Source organism: Francisella sp. Scap27, assembly GCF_013394105.1.
GTDB classification, from domain to species: Bacteria; Pseudomonadota; Gammaproteobacteria; order Francisellales; family Francisellaceae; genus Francisella; species Francisella adeliensis.
Genome location: NZ_CP041326.1, coordinates 126,242 through 144,631 on the forward strand (window position 1 = coordinate 126,242; position 18,390 = coordinate 144,631).

The window sequence follows — 18,390 nt, forward strand, 5'->3', positions numbered from 1 at the left end:
ACTATATGAAAGAAGCTCAAAAGTATTTTGTATTTATTATCTGTTTATTATTTGTTGTTTTAGCGTTTTTTTTGCAAGTATCTCCTGCAACAAATGCATCTTATATGGAAAGAGTTTTAAAATTAACTCATGAAAATAGCATAAATATATCTGCGATATATTTTTTACCATTTGTCTTATTACAAATACCTAATGGTATATTTTTTGATAAGTATGGCATCAAATATTTATTACCTATAGGTATATCTATAGTTATTTTAGGTAGTTTCGTATATTGGTTATCTATGGGAAGCATTACAGTTGCATTAGGACGTTTTATTACAGGGATAGGAGCTTCAATGGCTTATATCTCAGCTTTGTATGTAGCATTAAGAAGCTTCAAAAAACAATTTTTTCCTCTATGTGTAGGTCTTGCAGAAGCATCGTGTACATTGGGAGCTATTATTTCTGGAAATGTTTACCATTATGTTTTAAAAAATTTCGGCTGGGATACGGCAAATATAATTGTTATTGTATTTGCTTTTATTTTACTTCTAATCTCTATAGTTTTACTAAAAAACTACAAACCATCAAATACTTATTCGAATAAAAGTCAAAGCTGGTCTCAAACAATAGGGCAAATAAAAGAATTATTTAAGTCAAAAATACTATTATTTATATTTTTATATGCTTTTACAAGTTGGTTGATTATTATGAGTTTTGCAGGGTATTGGGCAAAAAGTTATTTTATGCAGATGCATGGGTATTCAGCGGAAAAGGCTATGACTTTAGGAGAAATATACTGGGCTAGTTTTTTAGTTTCAGGAGTTATCTCAGGTTTTTATTTAAAGACATTAAAAAGAATAAAACAGCATTTGTATCTGGTGGCTACACTTGGGGTTATATGTTATAGCCTTATGATTACACCAATCTTATTTAGCTACTCAACTCTTATAGTATTTGCGGTATTTGCAGGAATATCAGCATCTGGAGTTATTACCTCTTTTGCTTTGACATCGTATATAGTAAGTGATGATTTAGCTAGTACAGCGGCAGCTATTAATAATACTTTTGTTATCTTAGGAGGGGTTATTGGTCAGATAAGTTTTGGATATGTTGTAACAAATACAAATTTTAAAAATCTACCTATATCTGAAAATATAAATGTACCATTTTATATTGGACTTTGTTTTCTATATTTCTTCTCAATAATGGCTCTTTTATTTATAGCAGCAGCCTTAAGATCTATTAAAGATAAGTAGGTATAATGCCCAAACTTTGGGTAATGCTGTTATCAATAAGAATGTTGATAAAATTTTAAATACTTTAAAAGATAAGTTTGCAATTGAGTAGAGAATTTAAGATTTGAAAATCATATTTTCTTGTTTTCCTAATCCTTCTATTTCTAAAGTTACAATATTTTTTTCTTTTAAGTAATGAGTTTCTAGTCCTAAAATTTCATTTTCTAATTGAACTCCTTGCGGTGTACCAGTCAAGATAACATCACCAGGCTCTAAAGTAAAATATTCACTTAGCTTAGCTACTAACTGAGTTATTCCAAATATCATAGTTTTAGTTGAACCATCTTGGACAGTTTCATCATTTATTTTTGTTTTTATAGAAAGGTTTTCAGGATTAATCTCATCTTTAGTGACTATATATGGTCCAAGGGGGCAAAAAGAGTCGCAACTTTTCCCCATATTATATTGGCCTGGATTTTGAAGTTGTAAAGCTCTTTCAGATACATCGTTACCAATACAGTATCCTAAAATATGCTCTAAAGCTTCATTTTCAGATATGTTTTTTGCGGGTTTACCAATAATTACAGCTAGCTCATTTTCATAATCAAGTTTATTACAGTTTTTAGGTATATATATAGGATCATAAGGACCTGTTATGCTACTTGATGGTTTTTGAAAAAATATAAAATTTGTTGGTTTAACTTTAGGTCCACCGAGAAAGTTTATTCTTTCTAGATGATCTAAATAATTCATACCGATTGCTATAATTTTCCCAGGCTTTTGAATACAACTTGAAATATTTTTCTTTTCGATTTTACTAGTTAATATTGGTAAAAAGTTTAAATTAATATTGTTCTTTACTATCGATTCAAGCTTTAGAATATTGTTAGGGCAAATATCATCGACTAAGTTCTTAATGTTATATAAAGTATCTTCAGAAAGGATGCAAGGATAAATCGTTTTTTGATACTTATATCGTAAGAATTTCATATAACTTCAATCTCCGTGATAAATTTATTTTTTTAACTTTATTTAAGTTTAGAAATGATTTTTAAGAATTGCTATTGTTTATTATACTCTTATATTTGCTATATCGAATACTTAAGATATAGTGATTTATATAGTCATCAATGAAATACTGATCAAATTCAAATAATTTTTAATCATCATAAGCAATTTATAGGTTTCTTCTAAAAATCTTTATAATTTTATTCCCTTATGCTATATTTAATGGTGTTATTTTGTAACACTTTATATCTGTGATAAAAACATATTCATAAGAGGTTGTAATGAATCTAGAATTTGAAGGTAAATCTGAGTCAAGTGATAAAATTGTTTTATCAGATATCTATAAGAAAGATAAAAATATAGCTATATGGAAAAGATCTTTTAGTAAAGAACTACTGACTTCCATCGATAATTTTATTAGTAGTCATAAAAAAGATTCGACTCTTCCTATTATTGTAAAGCCTAATAATGTTTATGATACATTGATAAATGAACTACCTGATTTTGCTTTGAAATCTTATTTAATTGAAGATATCTCAACTATTGTTGATATGTTTTGCTACTTATTTGATTTAGAGCAAGCTGGCTTAAGATTAGCGACTATCAACAAAGCTATGTGTCCTCGTTTTCATGTGGATCGTGTACCTTGTAGGTTAATTAGTTGTTATTCAGGCAGTACAACTGAGTGGCTTAAGAGTATTGATGTAGATAGAAGTTTATTAGGTGTTACTGATGCTCCTTTTGATAATAAGAGTACTGAAATTCAAAGGCTAGATACAGGAGATGTTGCTTTATTGAAAGGAGAAGCATGGGAAGATAATGAAGGTAATGGACTTGTCCATCGATCACCAAATATTTTAGATAGTAAAACTAGGTTACTACTAACATTAGATTTTGCATAAAGTTTAGTTCTCTATATTTATACAGTTTTGGCATAGTCCTTTCATTTCTATATTCCAACTTTTAATTTGATGTTTAGTAAGTTTTTTTAGTTCTTCAAGAATTTTTGAATTACAAGTATGAGACTCATCAACAAAACCACAGTTTTGGCAAACAAAAACTTCGACACCAGTATGTTTGTGATTTTCTTTGCAAGCTATATATGAATTTATACTTTCAATCCGATGGATAAAATTATATTTAAGCCAAAAATCAATCGCTCGGTAAATAGTAGGGGGATTTATATCTCTATCGCAAGAAATGATTCTAAGAATATCGTAAGCACTAATTGGCTTAGTTGATTTATAAATTACATCCAAAACTTGCTGGCGTGGAGGTGTAAAGCGGAGTTTATTGTTTTCACAATAATGCTTTGCGTTTTTCAGATAATTACCCATCTTTAATTTCAGTCTATAATTTTGCACCAATTATAATCTAATGCTAATCCCAATACAAATTGGTACGATTTTAGCCTGTTGGTAAATATTAAAGAATTTTTTTATCTATCATTTTAAGTACTATTATAGCTAATGGAGGTAGTCCTATTATAAGCCCTAATGTCGCTTGATTTTTAACATAGATATATGAAACAGCTAATGAAAAAACTGCAGCTATAAATATTTTAATAAAACAAAATAATGCAGATGATGCCCCTACATGATTATCGACTCCTTTATATGCAGCGACATAAGTAGCTGTATATTGAAATGCATTACCACTAATAATTAATGTACAAAGAATTATTATTATTAATGGGTTTATTCCGACAGTAAAATAAGAGATTACTAGTAAAAAACTAAAAAATGCAGATATTAAAGCACAATATATCATAACCTTATCCATATTCATTCTGCTTATTCTATTTTTTAATAAAAGTATAAATATTACTGGAACAACTATCATTATTGCTGATGTTAAAGAATAGCTTATAGTTGAGAAACCCATTTTAACCTGAAATAAATAAGGAGTAACTTCAACAAAAGAGAACATTAATGAGGATGCTAAACCACTACATATAGAGTTTAAAATAAAAGATTTATTGCTCAAAACTTTTTTATATGAGTCTAACCATTTATCTTTAGTGCTTGCTAAAGGCTTTAAATGAAGGTAACTAAATATTAGATAGATTGTTACGATAGCTAATATAGCGTGAAGTGCAAAGTTACTTCTCCAGCCTATAAATTGTTGCATTACACCACCTATTAATGGTGATAAAGGAGGGACAAATAATACTATACTACTTACAATAAGGTTTGCATTTGCCAGAGATTGATTATTCTTATCAAAGGCATCCTTCATTATAGCTCTATATGATACAAAAGAACACGACATACCAATACCCTGTAAAAAACGGAAAAATAAAAGCTGGGTAGGTGATTGTGATATGCTGCAAAATATACTTGCAATAAAGAATATGGAGTAACCTATTATTAAGGATTTTTTTCTACCATATTTGTCAGATAAATGTCCAAAGATTAGCATCGAACAAGCCATACCAAAAAAGTATAGTCCAATAGTAAGTTTAGTAATACTCTCACTCGTATTAAAGTATTTTGTAATATAGGGCAGTGACGGCGTAAAACTATCTATTGCTAATTGAGACATTAACCCAAAAAAGCAGAGTAAAAAAATAATAGTTCTGTCAGAGGAGTTTCTATTCGTTTGGCTGTTAAACATATTTTTTATGGTTTATTCGTACTAAAAAGAATATTATAAACTAATATTTGGTAAAGTGTTATGTTGTAACACTTTGTTTTGTGGTGTATTATGTTGCCAAATAAATATAATTAATAAATCTTAATATGGATAAAATAATAGGAATAAATGATTTATATGAAGAAATTTCACAATTAAAAGATTTTTCTCCTAGTGAAAAAGTTAACAATGCTTTTAGTGATTTGGTTCAGCTAGCCATGAAGTTTGATAGAAAGCTTGAGTTATCTGAAGATAAGAAAGAACATCTGCAATATTTATCAGCAGAAGCTGAATATCAGCTTGAAAAATATTGGGCTGATAAGATAATAAATTCTATTGACCCTCTTAAAGAGCTAGAAACATTTCCTTATTTTAAGAATTATCAAGATTTAACCACTCTTGAATATAATAGTTTATATAGTTGCTCAGAACATAAAAGTCATAAAGTTATATTTATAGGAGGAGGTTTTTTGCCTTTAACATCAATTGTATTAGCAAGTAAATATAATATTTCATCGACAATAATAGATATAGATAAAGAAGTAACTGAAAAATCAAGAATATTGGTCAAAGCATTAAAATTAGATCATTTAATAGATATTCAAAATTCAGCGGGACAAACTTTTAACTATCAAAATTATAATACAATTTTTGTTGCAGCTCTTGCCGGATTAGATTCAAAAACTAAGACTGAAATATTTAATCAAATAAAATCAACTTCCCCAAAAAAATCTCATATAGTTGCTCGATCAAGCTGGAATAATAGGGAATTACTATATAGACCAATAGATGAGTCGATTTATAAAATTTTCACACCAATAATAAAGGTGGATCCCTTTCATGATGTAGTTAATTCTATTGTAATATTAGAAAATAGTTTATAAGTTGGTATAGAGAGTCTTATAATGGATAATGTAAATACAGTTAAATTGGCTTATACATTAATAGGAAAGAATGTGTAATATACACATTCTTTTATTTATTATGATTTCTAAACCAATATTATCAGTCAATAACTTAAGCCTTACTAATTCAAAGCATATATTGTTTAAAAACATTTCTTTTGACTTATTTCAAGGTGAAGTACTTGCAGTTATGGGGCCTTCAGGTATTGGTAAATCTATGTTGTCAAAAGCTGTAGCAGGCTTTTTACCACCAAGTATTTTAGTTGAAGGAAGCATAAAACTAAACGGTAATGAAGTTAGTCAATTAACAATGTCTCAGCGGACTAAACAACAGCGCCCTGCAGTCATTTTTCAAGATGCTTTGAGAGCTCTTAACCCTTTAGTATTAGTCGGGGAACAATTATGCTTAGCTTTAACAGAAAATAAAGTTCGATTAAACTCAAAAAATAAAAAAATTATTATATCACTTCTTAGAGAGTTAGATTTTGTAAATCCTGAGACAATACTTACAAAGTATCCAAGCCAACTTTCAGGTGGACAGCGTCAAAGAATTTGTATAGCAATTTCTTTGCTTGGAAATGCTAATTTTATTATAGCAGATGAGCCAACTAGTGGACTAGATCCAATTATAGAAAATAAAATACTAGAATTGTTCCGTTCGAGAATTCAGCAACATAATATTAGTGGGCTATTAATTACCCATGATTTATCAACCGCACTGGAGTGTGATAAGATATTAATTATCTCAGATAATACCGTTATAGCTTATGGTTCGCCACGAGATACTATTAAGCGTAGTAACCATCCTTTTTGTAAAAAAATTTCACAATTATTATTGCCATATAGCTTTTCAACTTTAAATCAACCTACTCAATATAATTCAATCGAAATTCGTTTTGAACAAGTGAATGTTCATTATTATTTAAAATCAAAGTGGATGGGTGGAAAACCTTTTATAGCATTAGACTCATTAGACTTAACGATAAAAGAACGAAATCTTGCAGTTATTGGGCCATCTGGAGCTGGTAAATCTACTTTTATAGAATTATTGTTTGGTCTCCGTAGACCAAGTTCAGGGGAGGTGTATATTGACGGATATCCTCTTTCAAGAATTTCAGTAAGACAACATCAAAAACTATGTAAGTATATTCAATTGATTCCACAAGAACCTCAATCAACTTTAAACCCCTTTTATACGGTAAGTCAAATTTTGTTAGAGCCTCTAAATAATATGGGTATACTTCATGATCAAAATAAGAAGGTTCAAGAGGTTCTCATCCAAGTTGGTTTAGATTTATCCCTTTTAGAGTGTAATCCACAACAACTTTCTGTTGGCCAAGCACAAAGAGTGGCAATAGCAAGAGCATTAATTATCAAGCCAAGTATACTTGTAGCAGATGAGCCAACAAGTAGTTTAGACCCAATTAGTCGCCAACAAATTATTGATTTACTAATAGAAATTAAGAAAAAGCATAAAATATGTCTGATTTTGGTTACTCATGATCTTTATGTTGCACAGGTTTTATCTGATGAAATTTTAGTTTTAGATAAAGGACAAGTAGTGGAATATGACACATCACAAAATATAGTAAATAATCCCAAGCATCCAACTACTAGAGAGTTATTAATCCCAAAAATTAAAAATAATAAGGTTTATTAGAGAGGTTTTGTATGTGCAATAAATTATTAAAATTAGTCTTTCCAATAGTTTTCAGTATCTTGCTGATAAGCTGCTCTGATTCTCAGAAAAGTAAAGCTGAAAATAAAAAAGAACATACAGGTAAAGAATCAAAAATTAGCATTGCAATGATGCAACCGCCAAGAACAGGCTTATCACCATTATCAGATGATGCCTTTAAATTATCGCGTTGGAGTACAGCGGAGACACTAGTAAAATTAAATGAGAAGTCAGATGCAATGCCAATGTTAGCGACTCAGTGGGATCAGATAGACCCATTAACATGGCACTTTAATATTCGGAAAGGAGTTAAGTTTCATGATGGTTCAGAACTTAATGCAAACACTGTCGCAAACTCACTGCAAAAAGCACTTGATGCAGCACCAAAACCACGCATACTAGATGGTATTGAGTGGAAAATTAATGTAATTGATGATTCTACCGTTGAAATTAAAACAACTTTTAATGATCCATTGTTACCAAGTCGTTTATCTAGCCCTCAACTATCCATTTTATCTAATAAAGCATATAAAGATGATGGTCGTGTTATTCCTATAAATGCAGGTACTGGACCATTTGTTTTGACTAATATCAATGGACAAACAAGTGCGAAATTAAAGCGTTTTGATAAATATTGGGGGGAAAAAGCAAAGATTAATGAGGTATTTGTTGAGTATGTTCCTAATGGTTTTGCAAGAGCCGCAGCTCTTCGTACAGATAAAGCCGATATTGTAGAAACTGTGCCTGTATCTCAAATTGCTATGATTGACTCCTCTAAACTTCATGAAGTTGCAATGCCACGAACAAATACACTTTATTTGAACAATAAATCTAAAGTATTTAAAAATATAAATCTACGAAAAACTGCTACAGAAGCCGTTAAACGAGAACAAATCATCAATATTGTTTATGAAAATCATGCAGATTTAGCTAAAGGTTTATTAGGTCCTGCATTAAAGTGGGCTGAGCCAATTCGAGAACAAAATCCTAGAGTTGATAATGTTAAAGAAGGGCGTGTTAATGGTGATAGGATTACTATTGGTACTTTTATGGACCGTGCAGAATTACCTGAAGTAGCAGTATTACTTAAGCAACAACTTGAAGCCGTTGGCTTTGTAGTTGATTTAGATATTCGTGAATATGCTCAAATTGAAAGCGATGCATTAGCTGGTAAATTTGATGCATTTTTATTATCCCGTGCAACAGTTCTTGATTCTGGAGACCCTGTAGCATACATGCAAAGTGACTTTGGCTGTAATGGTTCATTTAATCTTGGGCAGTTCTGTTCTAAAGATGTTGATACAGCATTAGCATATGCAGATAGCCAACCTTTAGGTAAATTGCGTCAACAAGCTATAATTGAAGCAGAAAATAAAATTCTTGAACAATATGCTGCAATTCCTTTATTACATGAACGCATTATTCAAGGTGAAGATAGCCGTGTAAAAAATGTCCAGCGTGACCCAAGAGAACGCAGGCTAATTGATCAATTTACTGAGGTAAATAGTTAAATGATTTGGTTATCACGCTTACTATCACTTTGTTTTATTATTGTGTTAGTCGGGCTGATGCCTGATATTGCGGGTATTGATCCTGCACAAGCTATTCTACGAGCCCGTGCAGGTGCCCAACAATTAATGACTAATGAAGCCCTTCAAGCGATTAATAATGATTTAGAATTAAGTCGAAGTACAGTTGAGCGTTTGTGGGATTGGTTAATACATGCATTCCAAGGAGATTTAGGAGTCTCTTGGGTAGATGGTTCATCTGTCACAGAACATATTCAGCATGCAGCTAAAACTTCATTGTTACTAATGACAAGTTCGCTTACTATAACTTTTATACTATGTGGTATTAGCATGCTATATAGTATTAAGCGTTTACAACAAGATTATGTTAACAATAATCACAATAGCTTAAGTTCGGCATTAATTTCTTTACCTGAGTATGTGGTTGCCTCATTATTGATTTTGATATTTTCCATTTGGTTAGGTTGGTTTCCACCATATGGCTGGCAGGGACTACAAAATCTTTGGTTACCAAGTTTTGCACTGGCGTTACCTGCAGCTGGTTTGTTTAGCCGTTTACTTAATGATAGTCTTAGACGTGTTTTGAGTGAACCATGGATAATTACTTGGCTTTCAGCTAATGTTAGCAGAGCAAAAATATTAAAATTTGCATTGCGGCGTGCTATTAGTAGTTTGATTCCACAAATTGCCATGATTATAATAGGCTTAACTGGTGGGGCTGTAGCAGTAGAAAAAATATTTTCTATTCCTGGTATAGGAAGTTTGATTTTAAAAGCTGTCAAATCACAAGACTTACCTTTACTTCAGGGTGGTTTATTAGCATTGCTAATATTTTCAATTTTAATAAGTAGTGCAAGCATTTTATTTCAAAGATGGTTATTAGGTCATAGCATCACAAATGGTAAATTAATAAGTAATCATAAAACATTTTGTTTCACACAAAGTTGGGCAAAAAGAATAATTAGTATAGTAATTTTCTCATCTCTAATATTTTGTACCGGTTGGGCATTACTACGAGATCCTTATTCTATCGAGTTTACTCGCTTAGCTTCTCCAAGTCTTGCAGCTCCATTTGGCGCTGACGCTGTGGGTAGAGATTTATTTGCTCGTGTAGGTTCAGGAATGTTCTCAACACTAGGAATAGGCATATTGGCAACATTTTTGAGTTTTGTAATTGGTTTAATGCTTGGTTTTATAACTCGGTTTAGTCAAGGATTAATTGAGATAACTAAAGGTGTACCATACATTGTTGCGGGTTTATTAGTAGCAGGAATGACAGGGATGAATCCAAACAGTGCTTTGATAGCTATTGTGTTAGTATCATGGGCACCATTAGCAGCCCATTGTGCCAGTTTAGTGTTAGAAGCAAGAGCCCAACCTTACACACACTTAGTTTCTGTTTGGGGAACAAGCCGATGGAGAGTGTTACGCTATTATTTATTACCATATATATTGCCTCCACTAATTCGACATGCTTTGCTTCGTCTTCCAGTTATAACCCTAAGTCTAACTTCACTTAGTTTTATAGGAGTAGGGGTAAAATCTCCAAATCCAGAGTGGGGATTATTAATTGCAGAGAACTTACCATATATTGAGCGATCTCCACAAGGAGTATTATTACCAATTTTAGGATTAATGCTTATAAGCATAGCTATTAATTTATTGTTTGATGATTGAATTAAAATCGTTCTGCCATATTGCTTATCGGGATCGTAGGGCAAGGTAGATGATTTATAATGTGTTATGTTGTAACACTTTGTAAATTTGTGTATCATAGGTTTTAATTTCAGAATCAAATATAAATATAAAAATGAAAAAACTTCCAGTTACAGTATTATCAGGTTTTTTAGGATCTGGTAAAACAACTCTTTTGAGTCATATATTAAACAATAGCAATAACTTAAAAATTGCTATGATTGTGAATGATATGAGTGAGATTAATATTGATGCAGAGCTGATTAAAAACCATGATTCTCATATTTCAAGAACAGAAGCTAAAATGGTTGAGCTAACAAATGGCTGCATCTGCTGTACTTTAAGAGAGGACTTACTTACAGAAGTTGAAGAACTTGCTAAATCTGAAAAATATGACTATCTAATTATAGAAAGCACAGGTATTTCTGAACCATTACCAGTGGCAACTACTTTTGAATTTAGAGATGAAGATGGAAAAAGCCTAGCTGATGTAGCTTATATAGATACAATGGTTACAGTAGTTGATAGTGTGAATTTTCTGAAGCATTATGGGTCAAATGAGTACTTAAAAGACTCTGGGGAAAGTCTCGGAGAAGAAGACGATAGAGCTATAGTTGACTTAATGGTCGAACAAATTGAATTTGCAAATGTGATAGTTCTAAACAAAGTAGATGATTGTTCAGTAAATGACAAAAAAGTTGTTAATTCTATCATTAAAGGATTGAATGTAGATGCTGAAGTTATTGAATCAAATTTCTCTAAAATTGATGTAAATAAAGTTATCAATACTAAAAAGTTTAATCTTGAAGAGGCTGAAAATCATCCTTTATGGAGTAAAGAATTATATAGCTTCAAAGAGCATATCCCTGAGACTGATGAATATGGCATACAATCTTTTGTCTACCACTCGATAAACCCGTTTAATCCAAAAAAGTTAATGAACTTTTTTAACAATGTCGAATGGCCAGGAATAGTAAGGGCTAAAGGCTTCTTTTGGATTTCAACTCGCCCTGACTTAGTAGGAGAAGTATCTCAGGCTGGTTCTTTGATTAGACATCAAGGTATGGGAATGTGGTGGGCTAGTATGGACAAAGACCAATGGCCAGATACTCCCGAATTTCAGCAATTAGTTAAAGATAGATGGCATGATGTAAGTGGTGATAGAAGGCAAGAAATAGTCTTTATAGGACTTAAAGATGAAATGAAAGAGGGAGTTGTTCGAGCAGAATTAGACAAGTGTTTAATCAATGATTATTGGGATAATCCTGATAAATATAAAAACCTATCAGACCCATTTCCACAATGGTTTGAAGATGACGACTTAGAGGAATAAATAATGGGTAACTTTGAAATTACAGTTTTATTAGTAATACTGGTTGTAACAGCTGTATCTGGCATATTTCCATTTATGAAGAAAGCATCTAATCCTGAAGGTTTTAGTTTTCCTATAGGGGATGCTTTGGCAAATGGGATATTTCTAGGAGCAGGGTTAATTCATATGCTATCAGATTCAGCAGGTGATTTTAGTGAACTAAATATAGACTATCCATTTCCATTTTTGATAGCAGGGATTACAATTTTGTTATTTTTATTAATGGAACATATTGGCGGTACGCTATCTAAAAATAATAAAGGTAATCTATCATTTATAGCAATTATGGCGACTATAATGCTATCTATACATAGCTTCTTTGAGGGTGCAGCTTTGGGTATATCAGCAGAACTGAGTGTTGCTTTTGTTATATTCTTGGCGATAATCGCACATAAGTGGGCTGCAAGTTTTGCTTTAGCGATAAATATAAATAGAACAAATTTAAAATTTGTTACTAGAATTACACTCTTTGGTATTTTTGTGATAATGACACCACTTGGGATATTATTCGGTCAAGTAGCACAAAATTATGTAACAAATCCACTTGTTGAGCCAGTATTTACAGCTATAGCTGCTGGTACTTTTATCTATATGGGTACTTTACATGGTTTAGATAGGTCTGTACTTATCAAAGATTGTTGTAATACTAAGCAATACACTTTTGTTATAATTGGTTTTGCAATTATGGCTGTCGTTGCTATTTGGACTTAGAATAATTACAAAAAATATTTTCTTTATGAAAATTTCACAAAGGTTACAGATGATAGAAAGAAATTATCAATTAACTTTACTAATTATTGATAGAATTAACCCTTATCTATCTCAATGGATTTATCTAATATAAGAGATAAATCATCTCCAGTTTTTTTATAATTATAAGTGTTTAACATCACCGAACCATCAGAGTTTCTGCTAGTTTCATAGATGAAGTAAGGATTACCATCAACACTATCATTATAAATTGTAGCAACACTTGCTAAATCTCCAGCATGAGATTTATCTGTAGCTTGAGTTCTAAAGGAATCTCTATCGATAAGTTGAGCTGTTTGATTTTGCTTTTTATCTTGGGATAGCATAACCATATTTGTATTTAATGGTAAACCAGCAACAGCAGGGTATATGCCTTCACCAATATTATTATGGTACTCAGCAGTTAGTATCATCTCTTTTTTAACTTGATCAAAACTTGGTTCAACCATGTAACCACTTAATGTATTTGTTCCATCAATATTAAATACTAATCCTGCTTGATAATCATGATTTCTTCCTGGCGTAGGTACTGGTTTTGTAAAGGTTGTCATCGCAAGATTATCACCCTTAATATCTTTAGGTATTTTTAAGTTAACCAACTGATTAAAGTCACTATACTTATCATTACCTTGATCATCAGCCGTTCTATTTACAGTATAAAAATACACTTCCATATTAGAAGAATCTAAACTATCAGAAGTGGCAAAAGTAAAGTACTGCTCTTTTTGTGTCTGCCAATTTTCTCCAGAATAAGCGATAGTAGGGTTATGGCCATTAGCTAGTTTTAGTTGTGTATGATCGTCTTTCTTATCATCATCTAGAATATCTTTAACAGAATAAATATATGCAAAATTTGACATAGAATCATTAGTTGCTAATACTAGAATATTATCATGCCCAATATTTATAAATTGATCTAATTTTCCTTTTAAACTTGTAATCTTTTTAGGTAAATTAACTTTTTCAAATTTCTCAGGGTTATCAATAGAAACTTTGACTGCTTCAATATCTTTCTGTTTACCGCTATTATATACAACAAGAAAATTTTCTTTATCCAAATTTACAATAAATTGTTCTTGTCCTTTTGGTTTAGCGGCATAAGCAAATGCTGTACTTAATAATAATGAGCTAATTAAAGTTTTTTAAAATATGTTTGTCATATTTACTGATTCCTATTTGAGTTTAAATTTCAGAATGAATATAACAAATTATTAATGCTTATACAACTTTATATAAATTCGTGTATTAAAATCTATTTAGCCTAGTTTAGGCAATTATGTATAGAGCACTAATAAACATATTGATTACATTAACGGTGTCAAAATCTTTAAAAAACTCTCAGCTATTAGACTACTTCGTTTATTACTCATATGATCTGTTTTTAATGTTGAGTCCTCTAAAAGCTTAGTTGCCCATTTATATACTTCACCTACATGGTGTGAGCTGTATAAAAATGTAGCAATTTCATAGTTAAGGAACAAGCTTCTATTATCTAGGTTTACAGAGCCAAGCATTGCTAAGTTATCATCAATTAATACAGCTTTAGCATGCATCATATTTGCAGTGAAATGGACATCTATACCACAAGCGACAAAATCTCTAGTATAGCTATCTCTAGCCTTATCTACAATTTTATGATTTGAGCTTTTAGGTGTAATAATTTTAATTTCTAAACCTCTTCGCTTTGCCAGTATAATAGTTTGATAAAGCTCTGCTGATGGAATTAAGTAGGGCGTTATTATCCATACTTTTTCTTTTGCAGAGTTGATAGCTGTCAGTAATCCTGCATATAATTGATCTTGTTGTAAATCTGGTCCTGATGGAATAACTTGTACAAAGCCTTCCTCCTCAACAGGGGTTGAAGGTGTAAACTGCAGTTCTTGATTTGTAGCAAAGTGCCAATCTGAAGAGAATATTTTTAAGAAATAGCTAAGAGATTCCCCCTGTATTTTAAATAGTAGATCATCCCACATTCCTTCATGTGCTATTGGTGACATATATTCATCTCCAATATTCATTCCGCCACTAAAAACAGTATGATTATCAAAAATATAAATTTTTCGATGATTTCTAAAATTAATATAGTTACGCAATGGATTAGATATCACAGGCATAAAAAAGACTATTTCTGCACCTAGTTTTCGCAAGTTCTTAAATATTCTTTTATTATGTCTATATACATAAAAAGACCCCAGAGAATCTATAAGCATTTTTATTTCGATACCTTCAGAAGCTTTTTTCTCTAAAGCTTGGACTATAAGCTTAGATGTAGAGTCATTTTTAAAGACATAAGTTTGGATATATATATTCTTTTTTGCAGAATTGATCGAATCAATAAAACTGTCAAAAGATTCTACACCATCAGTATACATCTCAAAAGTATTTTGTGAGGTAAGAGTATTCAACTCCATATTTGAAAATACATTTATAGTATTTGTCGGTAGTTTCTCGCAACTGTTATTATCAACAAGGCAAAATTCTTTAACATGAGGCTGTTTAATGCTCATCTTTTCTTTCTGCCAAAATTTTCGAGTATCTTTACGCTGAAATATAAAAAAGAATGGTATAGCAACATAAGGTATAAAAAGTATTGCTAAAAGCCACGCTAGAATATTTGAAGCTGACTTTTTATCTACTATCAATTTTAGTACAACAATTATTGTAAACAGTTGACACACAAATAGTATGATGTTTGCCTCTAATATGTATAATAAGCTTAGAAAGAAGTTTTCCATAATCTAAAAAAATGATTTTTTAATTATGCTAATTGTAGCATATAATTATAATCTTGATATATATTGATATTTTCGTATATATCTTTGATGAAGAAGATGTAATAGCTATAAAAGAAGTATTTATTTTCGATATACAAAAAGTATAAGCAGACAAACAATAAATACTATTAAACTTAAATATAGAGGTGATAGCATAAACCCGTGAGCTATCCCAAAGCTAGCAAGTGCTAGGAAAAAACCATTAAAAATAGCAAATGATATATTGTATACAGTGCCTAAGCCGCTTGCTCTTACACTTGGACTAAATAGCATGCTGCTATAATTTGCTGAAACACCTACGGCTAACCCCATAAAACAACTGTTAATGCACATTATATAAATTAAATATGGAGAGTGATTTACTATAGATATATAAAATAATGTACCAAAGACTAGTAAACCAAAAGTACCTATAACTAGTATATTCAAGGGATTATACTTGTCCGCCAACATTCCAGCTGGAATGCATATTACAGAAAAAATAAATAGATTAATCAGTATTAAAGAAGAGCTATCAGGTATATTATTTAGTGTGAAAAAAGACGGCAAAAATAATGAATAAAAACCAACTATTATGGCTATAATAGAAATAGAAGCCATAGCCTTCAATATGGCTACTTTTTCAGTTTTGAATAATGTTATTAATGGCATTTTGCTAATATTTTTATTTGATAAAAATGTATTAGTTTCGTGAATTTCTTTTCTCATAAAATAACTAATAATCGCAGCGATCCCACCAAGCATGAAAGCTATCCTCCAGGCATATTGATCACTAAAAAAATAACTGGTAATATCTTTTGTGATTTCAGCAAAAAATATACCAAAATTAATCAGGCAGTAAATCATTCCGCAAGCTAAACCACTGTGTTTATTAATTGATTCTTTAACAAACACTATCGCACTTGGTATTTCACCACCTATAGCTGCTCCTTGAATAACTCTCAAAATTACAAATAAGATGGTTACTGTAATGCCTGCAGTCGAGTAAGAAGGTAAAACAGCAATTAAAAAAGAGGCTGTACCCATTAGAAGTATAGTCATTAAAAATGATTTTTTACGACCGTATTTATCACCGATATGTCCAAAAATTATTCCACCCAATGGACGTGCTAAATACCCTACAGCAAAAACAGTAAATGCAGATAATGCCTGTAAAGCTTGGGAATTTTGTTGTGGGAAAAATGTTTGGCCAAGCACTATAGCAAACATACTAAATATAACAAAGTCATAAAACTCTAACATTCCACCGACACTTGTCAATAAAATCGTTTTAAAATCATCTTTTTTCAACATATCTTATAAAGTATAATGTTAACTAAATTTGCTAGATATTATATTAAATTATCTAAAACTGACATCAAAAAATGAAAAATATTACAAAAACTATAAAAAGAAAAGTCCAAGATGGTAAAAAGTTAATTCCAAATATTAAAAATATAATCCTCGTAGCATCTGGAAAAGGTGGAGTAGGTAAATCTACAGTAACTTCAAACCTAGCTATAACATTCGCAAAAATGGGAGCTAAAGTAGGAGTATTAGATGCGGATATTTATGGACCTAGCCAACCAACACTTTTAGGTTTAAAAGATAATCCTGAAACTACAGATAAAAAGAAAATTATGCCATTAGAAAAATATGGTGTAAAAATGATCTCTATAGGAAATCTTATAGACCCTAATTCAGCAGTAATCTGGCGTGGGCCTATAGTTTCTAGAGCATTAATGCAGTTACTTAATGACACTAATTGGGGTGATTTAGATTACTTATTTTTAGATTTACCTCCTGGTACGGGTGATATACAACTAACAATTTCAAAAAATATGCCTGTTACAGGAGCTGTAATTGTAACTACACCACAAGATTTATCCTTGATAGATGCTAGGCGTGCAGTTGCAATGTTTGATAAAGTTGGTATAAAAAACTTAGGTATAATTGAAAATATGAGTTATTACATTTGTCCAAAATGTGGTCACAATGATCATATTTTTGGTGAAGATGGAGCTCACCTATTATGTGGTAAACAAAATATTGAATTTTTAGGAAATCTACCATTACATAAGAAGATAAGAGAAAATGCAGATCTTGGTAAGCCTTATGTTAGTCTTGAAAAAGATGATAGTATCAATACTAGTTATATTAGTATTGCAGAAAATTTATTAAATGAAATTGAAAAACTACCTAAGGCAAGTAGTTTGGACTCTATTGGAATTAAATTAGAAAACTAAGTTATTAAAATTTTTGGAGAAAAAATACAATGACAATTAAAGCAGATAAGTGGATAAAAAAAATGTCAGAAGGTCATGATATGATTGAGCCTTTTGAAGCAGGTCAGATTAAACAAGTGAATGGTGAAAAGATAGTTTCTTATGGAACTTCTAGTTATGGTTATGATGTACGGTGTGCTGATGAATTTAAAATTTTCACAAATATAAACTCATCTATAGTTGACCCTAAAAATTTTGATGATAAAAACTTTGTAGACTTTAAAGGAGATGTTTGCATTATTCCACCAAATTCATTCGCTCTAGCTCGTACAGTTGAGAAATTTAAAATACCAAGAGATACTTTGGTGGTTTGTCTAGGCAAATCTACTTATGCTAGATGCGGGATAATTGTAAATGTAACACCACTTGAACCAGAATGGGAAGGGTATGTAACTTTAGAGTTTTCAAATACAACACCACTTCCAGCAAAAATATATGCTAACGAAGGTGTTGCTCAAATGTTATTTTTCCAATCAGATGAAGATTGTGAGACTTCTTATGCAGATAAGGGTGGCAAATACCAAGGTCAAATAGGTGTTACCTTACCGAAGTGCTAGGATA

Annotated in this window: 16 protein-coding genes; 10 read left to right on the top strand and 6 right to left on the bottom strand. The window is 31.1% G+C overall.

All coding sequences use genetic code 11. The features are described 5' to 3' along the window. Window positions 1-5: 5 nt before the first annotated feature. Entirely contained in the window at window positions 6-1,241 is a 1,236-nt protein-coding gene (locus FLM55_RS00610) for an MFS transporter (RefSeq protein WP_178947537.1), read from the top strand. Between the two features lie 96 nt (window positions 1,242-1,337). Here the strand turns inward: FLM55_RS00610 and FLM55_RS00615 are convergent, their stop codons facing one another. Beyond that, window positions 1,338-2,210: a fumarylacetoacetate hydrolase family protein gene (locus tag FLM55_RS00615; protein ID WP_178947538.1), complete on the bottom strand. Its 873-nt coding sequence runs from the start codon at window positions 2,208-2,210 to the stop codon at window positions 1,338-1,340. Between the two features lie 299 nt (window positions 2,211-2,509). On the opposite strand from FLM55_RS00615, the gene FLM55_RS00620 reads away from it, so the two are divergent. Next, window positions 2,510-3,130 carry a DUF1826 domain-containing protein gene (locus FLM55_RS00620; protein WP_178947539.1) on the top strand — a complete coding sequence of 207 codons (621 nt, stop codon included), beginning with the start codon at window positions 2,510-2,512 and terminating at the stop codon, window positions 3,128-3,130. A 3-nt stretch (window positions 3,131-3,133) separates the two neighbouring features. On the opposite strand, the gene FLM55_RS00625 is transcribed toward FLM55_RS00620, so the two are convergent. Further along, window positions 3,134-3,565, bottom strand: coding sequence for a Fur family transcriptional regulator (locus FLM55_RS00625; RefSeq protein WP_112870068.1), 432 nt, complete (start codon window positions 3,563-3,565; stop codon window positions 3,134-3,136). Between the two features lie 88 nt (window positions 3,566-3,653). Beyond that, complete coding sequence (locus FLM55_RS00630) at window positions 3,654-4,844, bottom strand: MFS transporter (protein WP_178947540.1); 1,191 nt, start codon at window positions 4,842-4,844, stop codon at window positions 3,654-3,656. 125 nt (window positions 4,845-4,969) lie between these two features. Here FLM55_RS00630 and FLM55_RS00635 point away from each other — a divergent pair, with 125 nt between their 5' ends. The 6 genes from FLM55_RS00635 (at window position 4,970) to FLM55_RS00665 (ending at window position 12,752) form a co-directional block, all read left to right on the top strand. Further along, window positions 4,970-5,746 (top strand): nicotianamine synthase family protein, encoded by a 777-nt coding sequence (locus FLM55_RS00635; RefSeq protein ID WP_112870066.1) that lies wholly within the window; start codon window positions 4,970-4,972, stop codon window positions 5,744-5,746. A 70-nt stretch (window positions 5,747-5,816) separates the two neighbouring features. Beyond that, on the top strand, window positions 5,817-7,427 hold the full coding sequence (locus FLM55_RS09420) for an ABC transporter ATP-binding protein (RefSeq protein WP_218644481.1): 1,611 nt from the start codon (window positions 5,817-5,819) through the stop codon (window positions 7,425-7,427). Between the two features lie 11 nt (window positions 7,428-7,438). Beyond that, window positions 7,439-8,956: an ABC transporter substrate-binding protein gene (locus FLM55_RS00650; protein ID WP_178947541.1), complete on the top strand. Its 1,518-nt coding sequence runs from the start codon at window positions 7,439-7,441 to the stop codon at window positions 8,954-8,956. Further along, window positions 8,957-10,651 (top strand): ABC transporter permease subunit, encoded by a 1,695-nt coding sequence (locus FLM55_RS00655; RefSeq protein ID WP_178947542.1) that lies wholly within the window; start codon window positions 8,957-8,959, stop codon window positions 10,649-10,651. Window positions 10,652-10,784: 133 nt separating this feature from the next. Further along, window positions 10,785-12,002: a GTP-binding protein gene (locus FLM55_RS00660; protein ID WP_178947543.1), complete on the top strand. Its 1,218-nt coding sequence runs from the start codon at window positions 10,785-10,787 to the stop codon at window positions 12,000-12,002. Window positions 12,003-12,005: 3 nt separating this feature from the next. Then, window positions 12,006-12,752, top strand: coding sequence for a ZIP family metal transporter (locus FLM55_RS00665; RefSeq protein ID WP_178947544.1), 747 nt, complete (start codon window positions 12,006-12,008; stop codon window positions 12,750-12,752). A gap of 95 nt (window positions 12,753-12,847) precedes the next feature. On the opposite strand, the gene FLM55_RS00670 is transcribed toward FLM55_RS00665, so the two are convergent. The 3 genes from FLM55_RS00670 to FLM55_RS00680 all read right to left on the bottom strand — a co-directional run bounded on the left by FLM55_RS00670 (window position 12,848) and on the right by FLM55_RS00680 (window position 16,858). After that, on the bottom strand, window positions 12,848-13,849 hold the full coding sequence (locus FLM55_RS00670; protein WP_178947545.1) for a hypothetical protein: 1,002 nt from the start codon (window positions 13,847-13,849) through the stop codon (window positions 12,848-12,850). Window positions 13,850-14,095: 246 nt separating this feature from the next. Further along, a complete protein-coding gene (gene cls, locus FLM55_RS00675) occupies window positions 14,096-15,526 on the bottom strand; it encodes a cardiolipin synthase (RefSeq protein WP_178947546.1) in 1,431 nt (476 codons plus the stop codon). Between the two features lie 120 nt (window positions 15,527-15,646). Continuing rightward, window positions 15,647-16,858 (bottom strand): MFS transporter, encoded by a 1,212-nt coding sequence (locus tag FLM55_RS00680; RefSeq protein WP_178947547.1) that lies wholly within the window; start codon window positions 16,856-16,858, stop codon window positions 15,647-15,649. A gap of 71 nt (window positions 16,859-16,929) precedes the next feature. On the opposite strand from FLM55_RS00680, the gene FLM55_RS00685 reads away from it, so the two are divergent. Both FLM55_RS00685 and dcd read left to right on the top strand, forming a co-directional pair. Continuing rightward, the gene (locus tag FLM55_RS00685) at window positions 16,930-17,790 is read left to right on the top strand and encodes an Mrp/NBP35 family ATP-binding protein (protein WP_178947548.1); all 861 of its coding nucleotides are present in this window, start codon (window positions 16,930-16,932) and stop codon (window positions 17,788-17,790) included. Between the two features lie 29 nt (window positions 17,791-17,819). Then, window positions 17,820-18,386: a dCTP deaminase gene (gene dcd / locus FLM55_RS00690; RefSeq protein ID WP_112870055.1), complete on the top strand. Its 567-nt coding sequence runs from the start codon at window positions 17,820-17,822 to the stop codon at window positions 18,384-18,386. The last annotated feature ends 4 nt before the right edge of the window (window positions 18,387-18,390 follow it).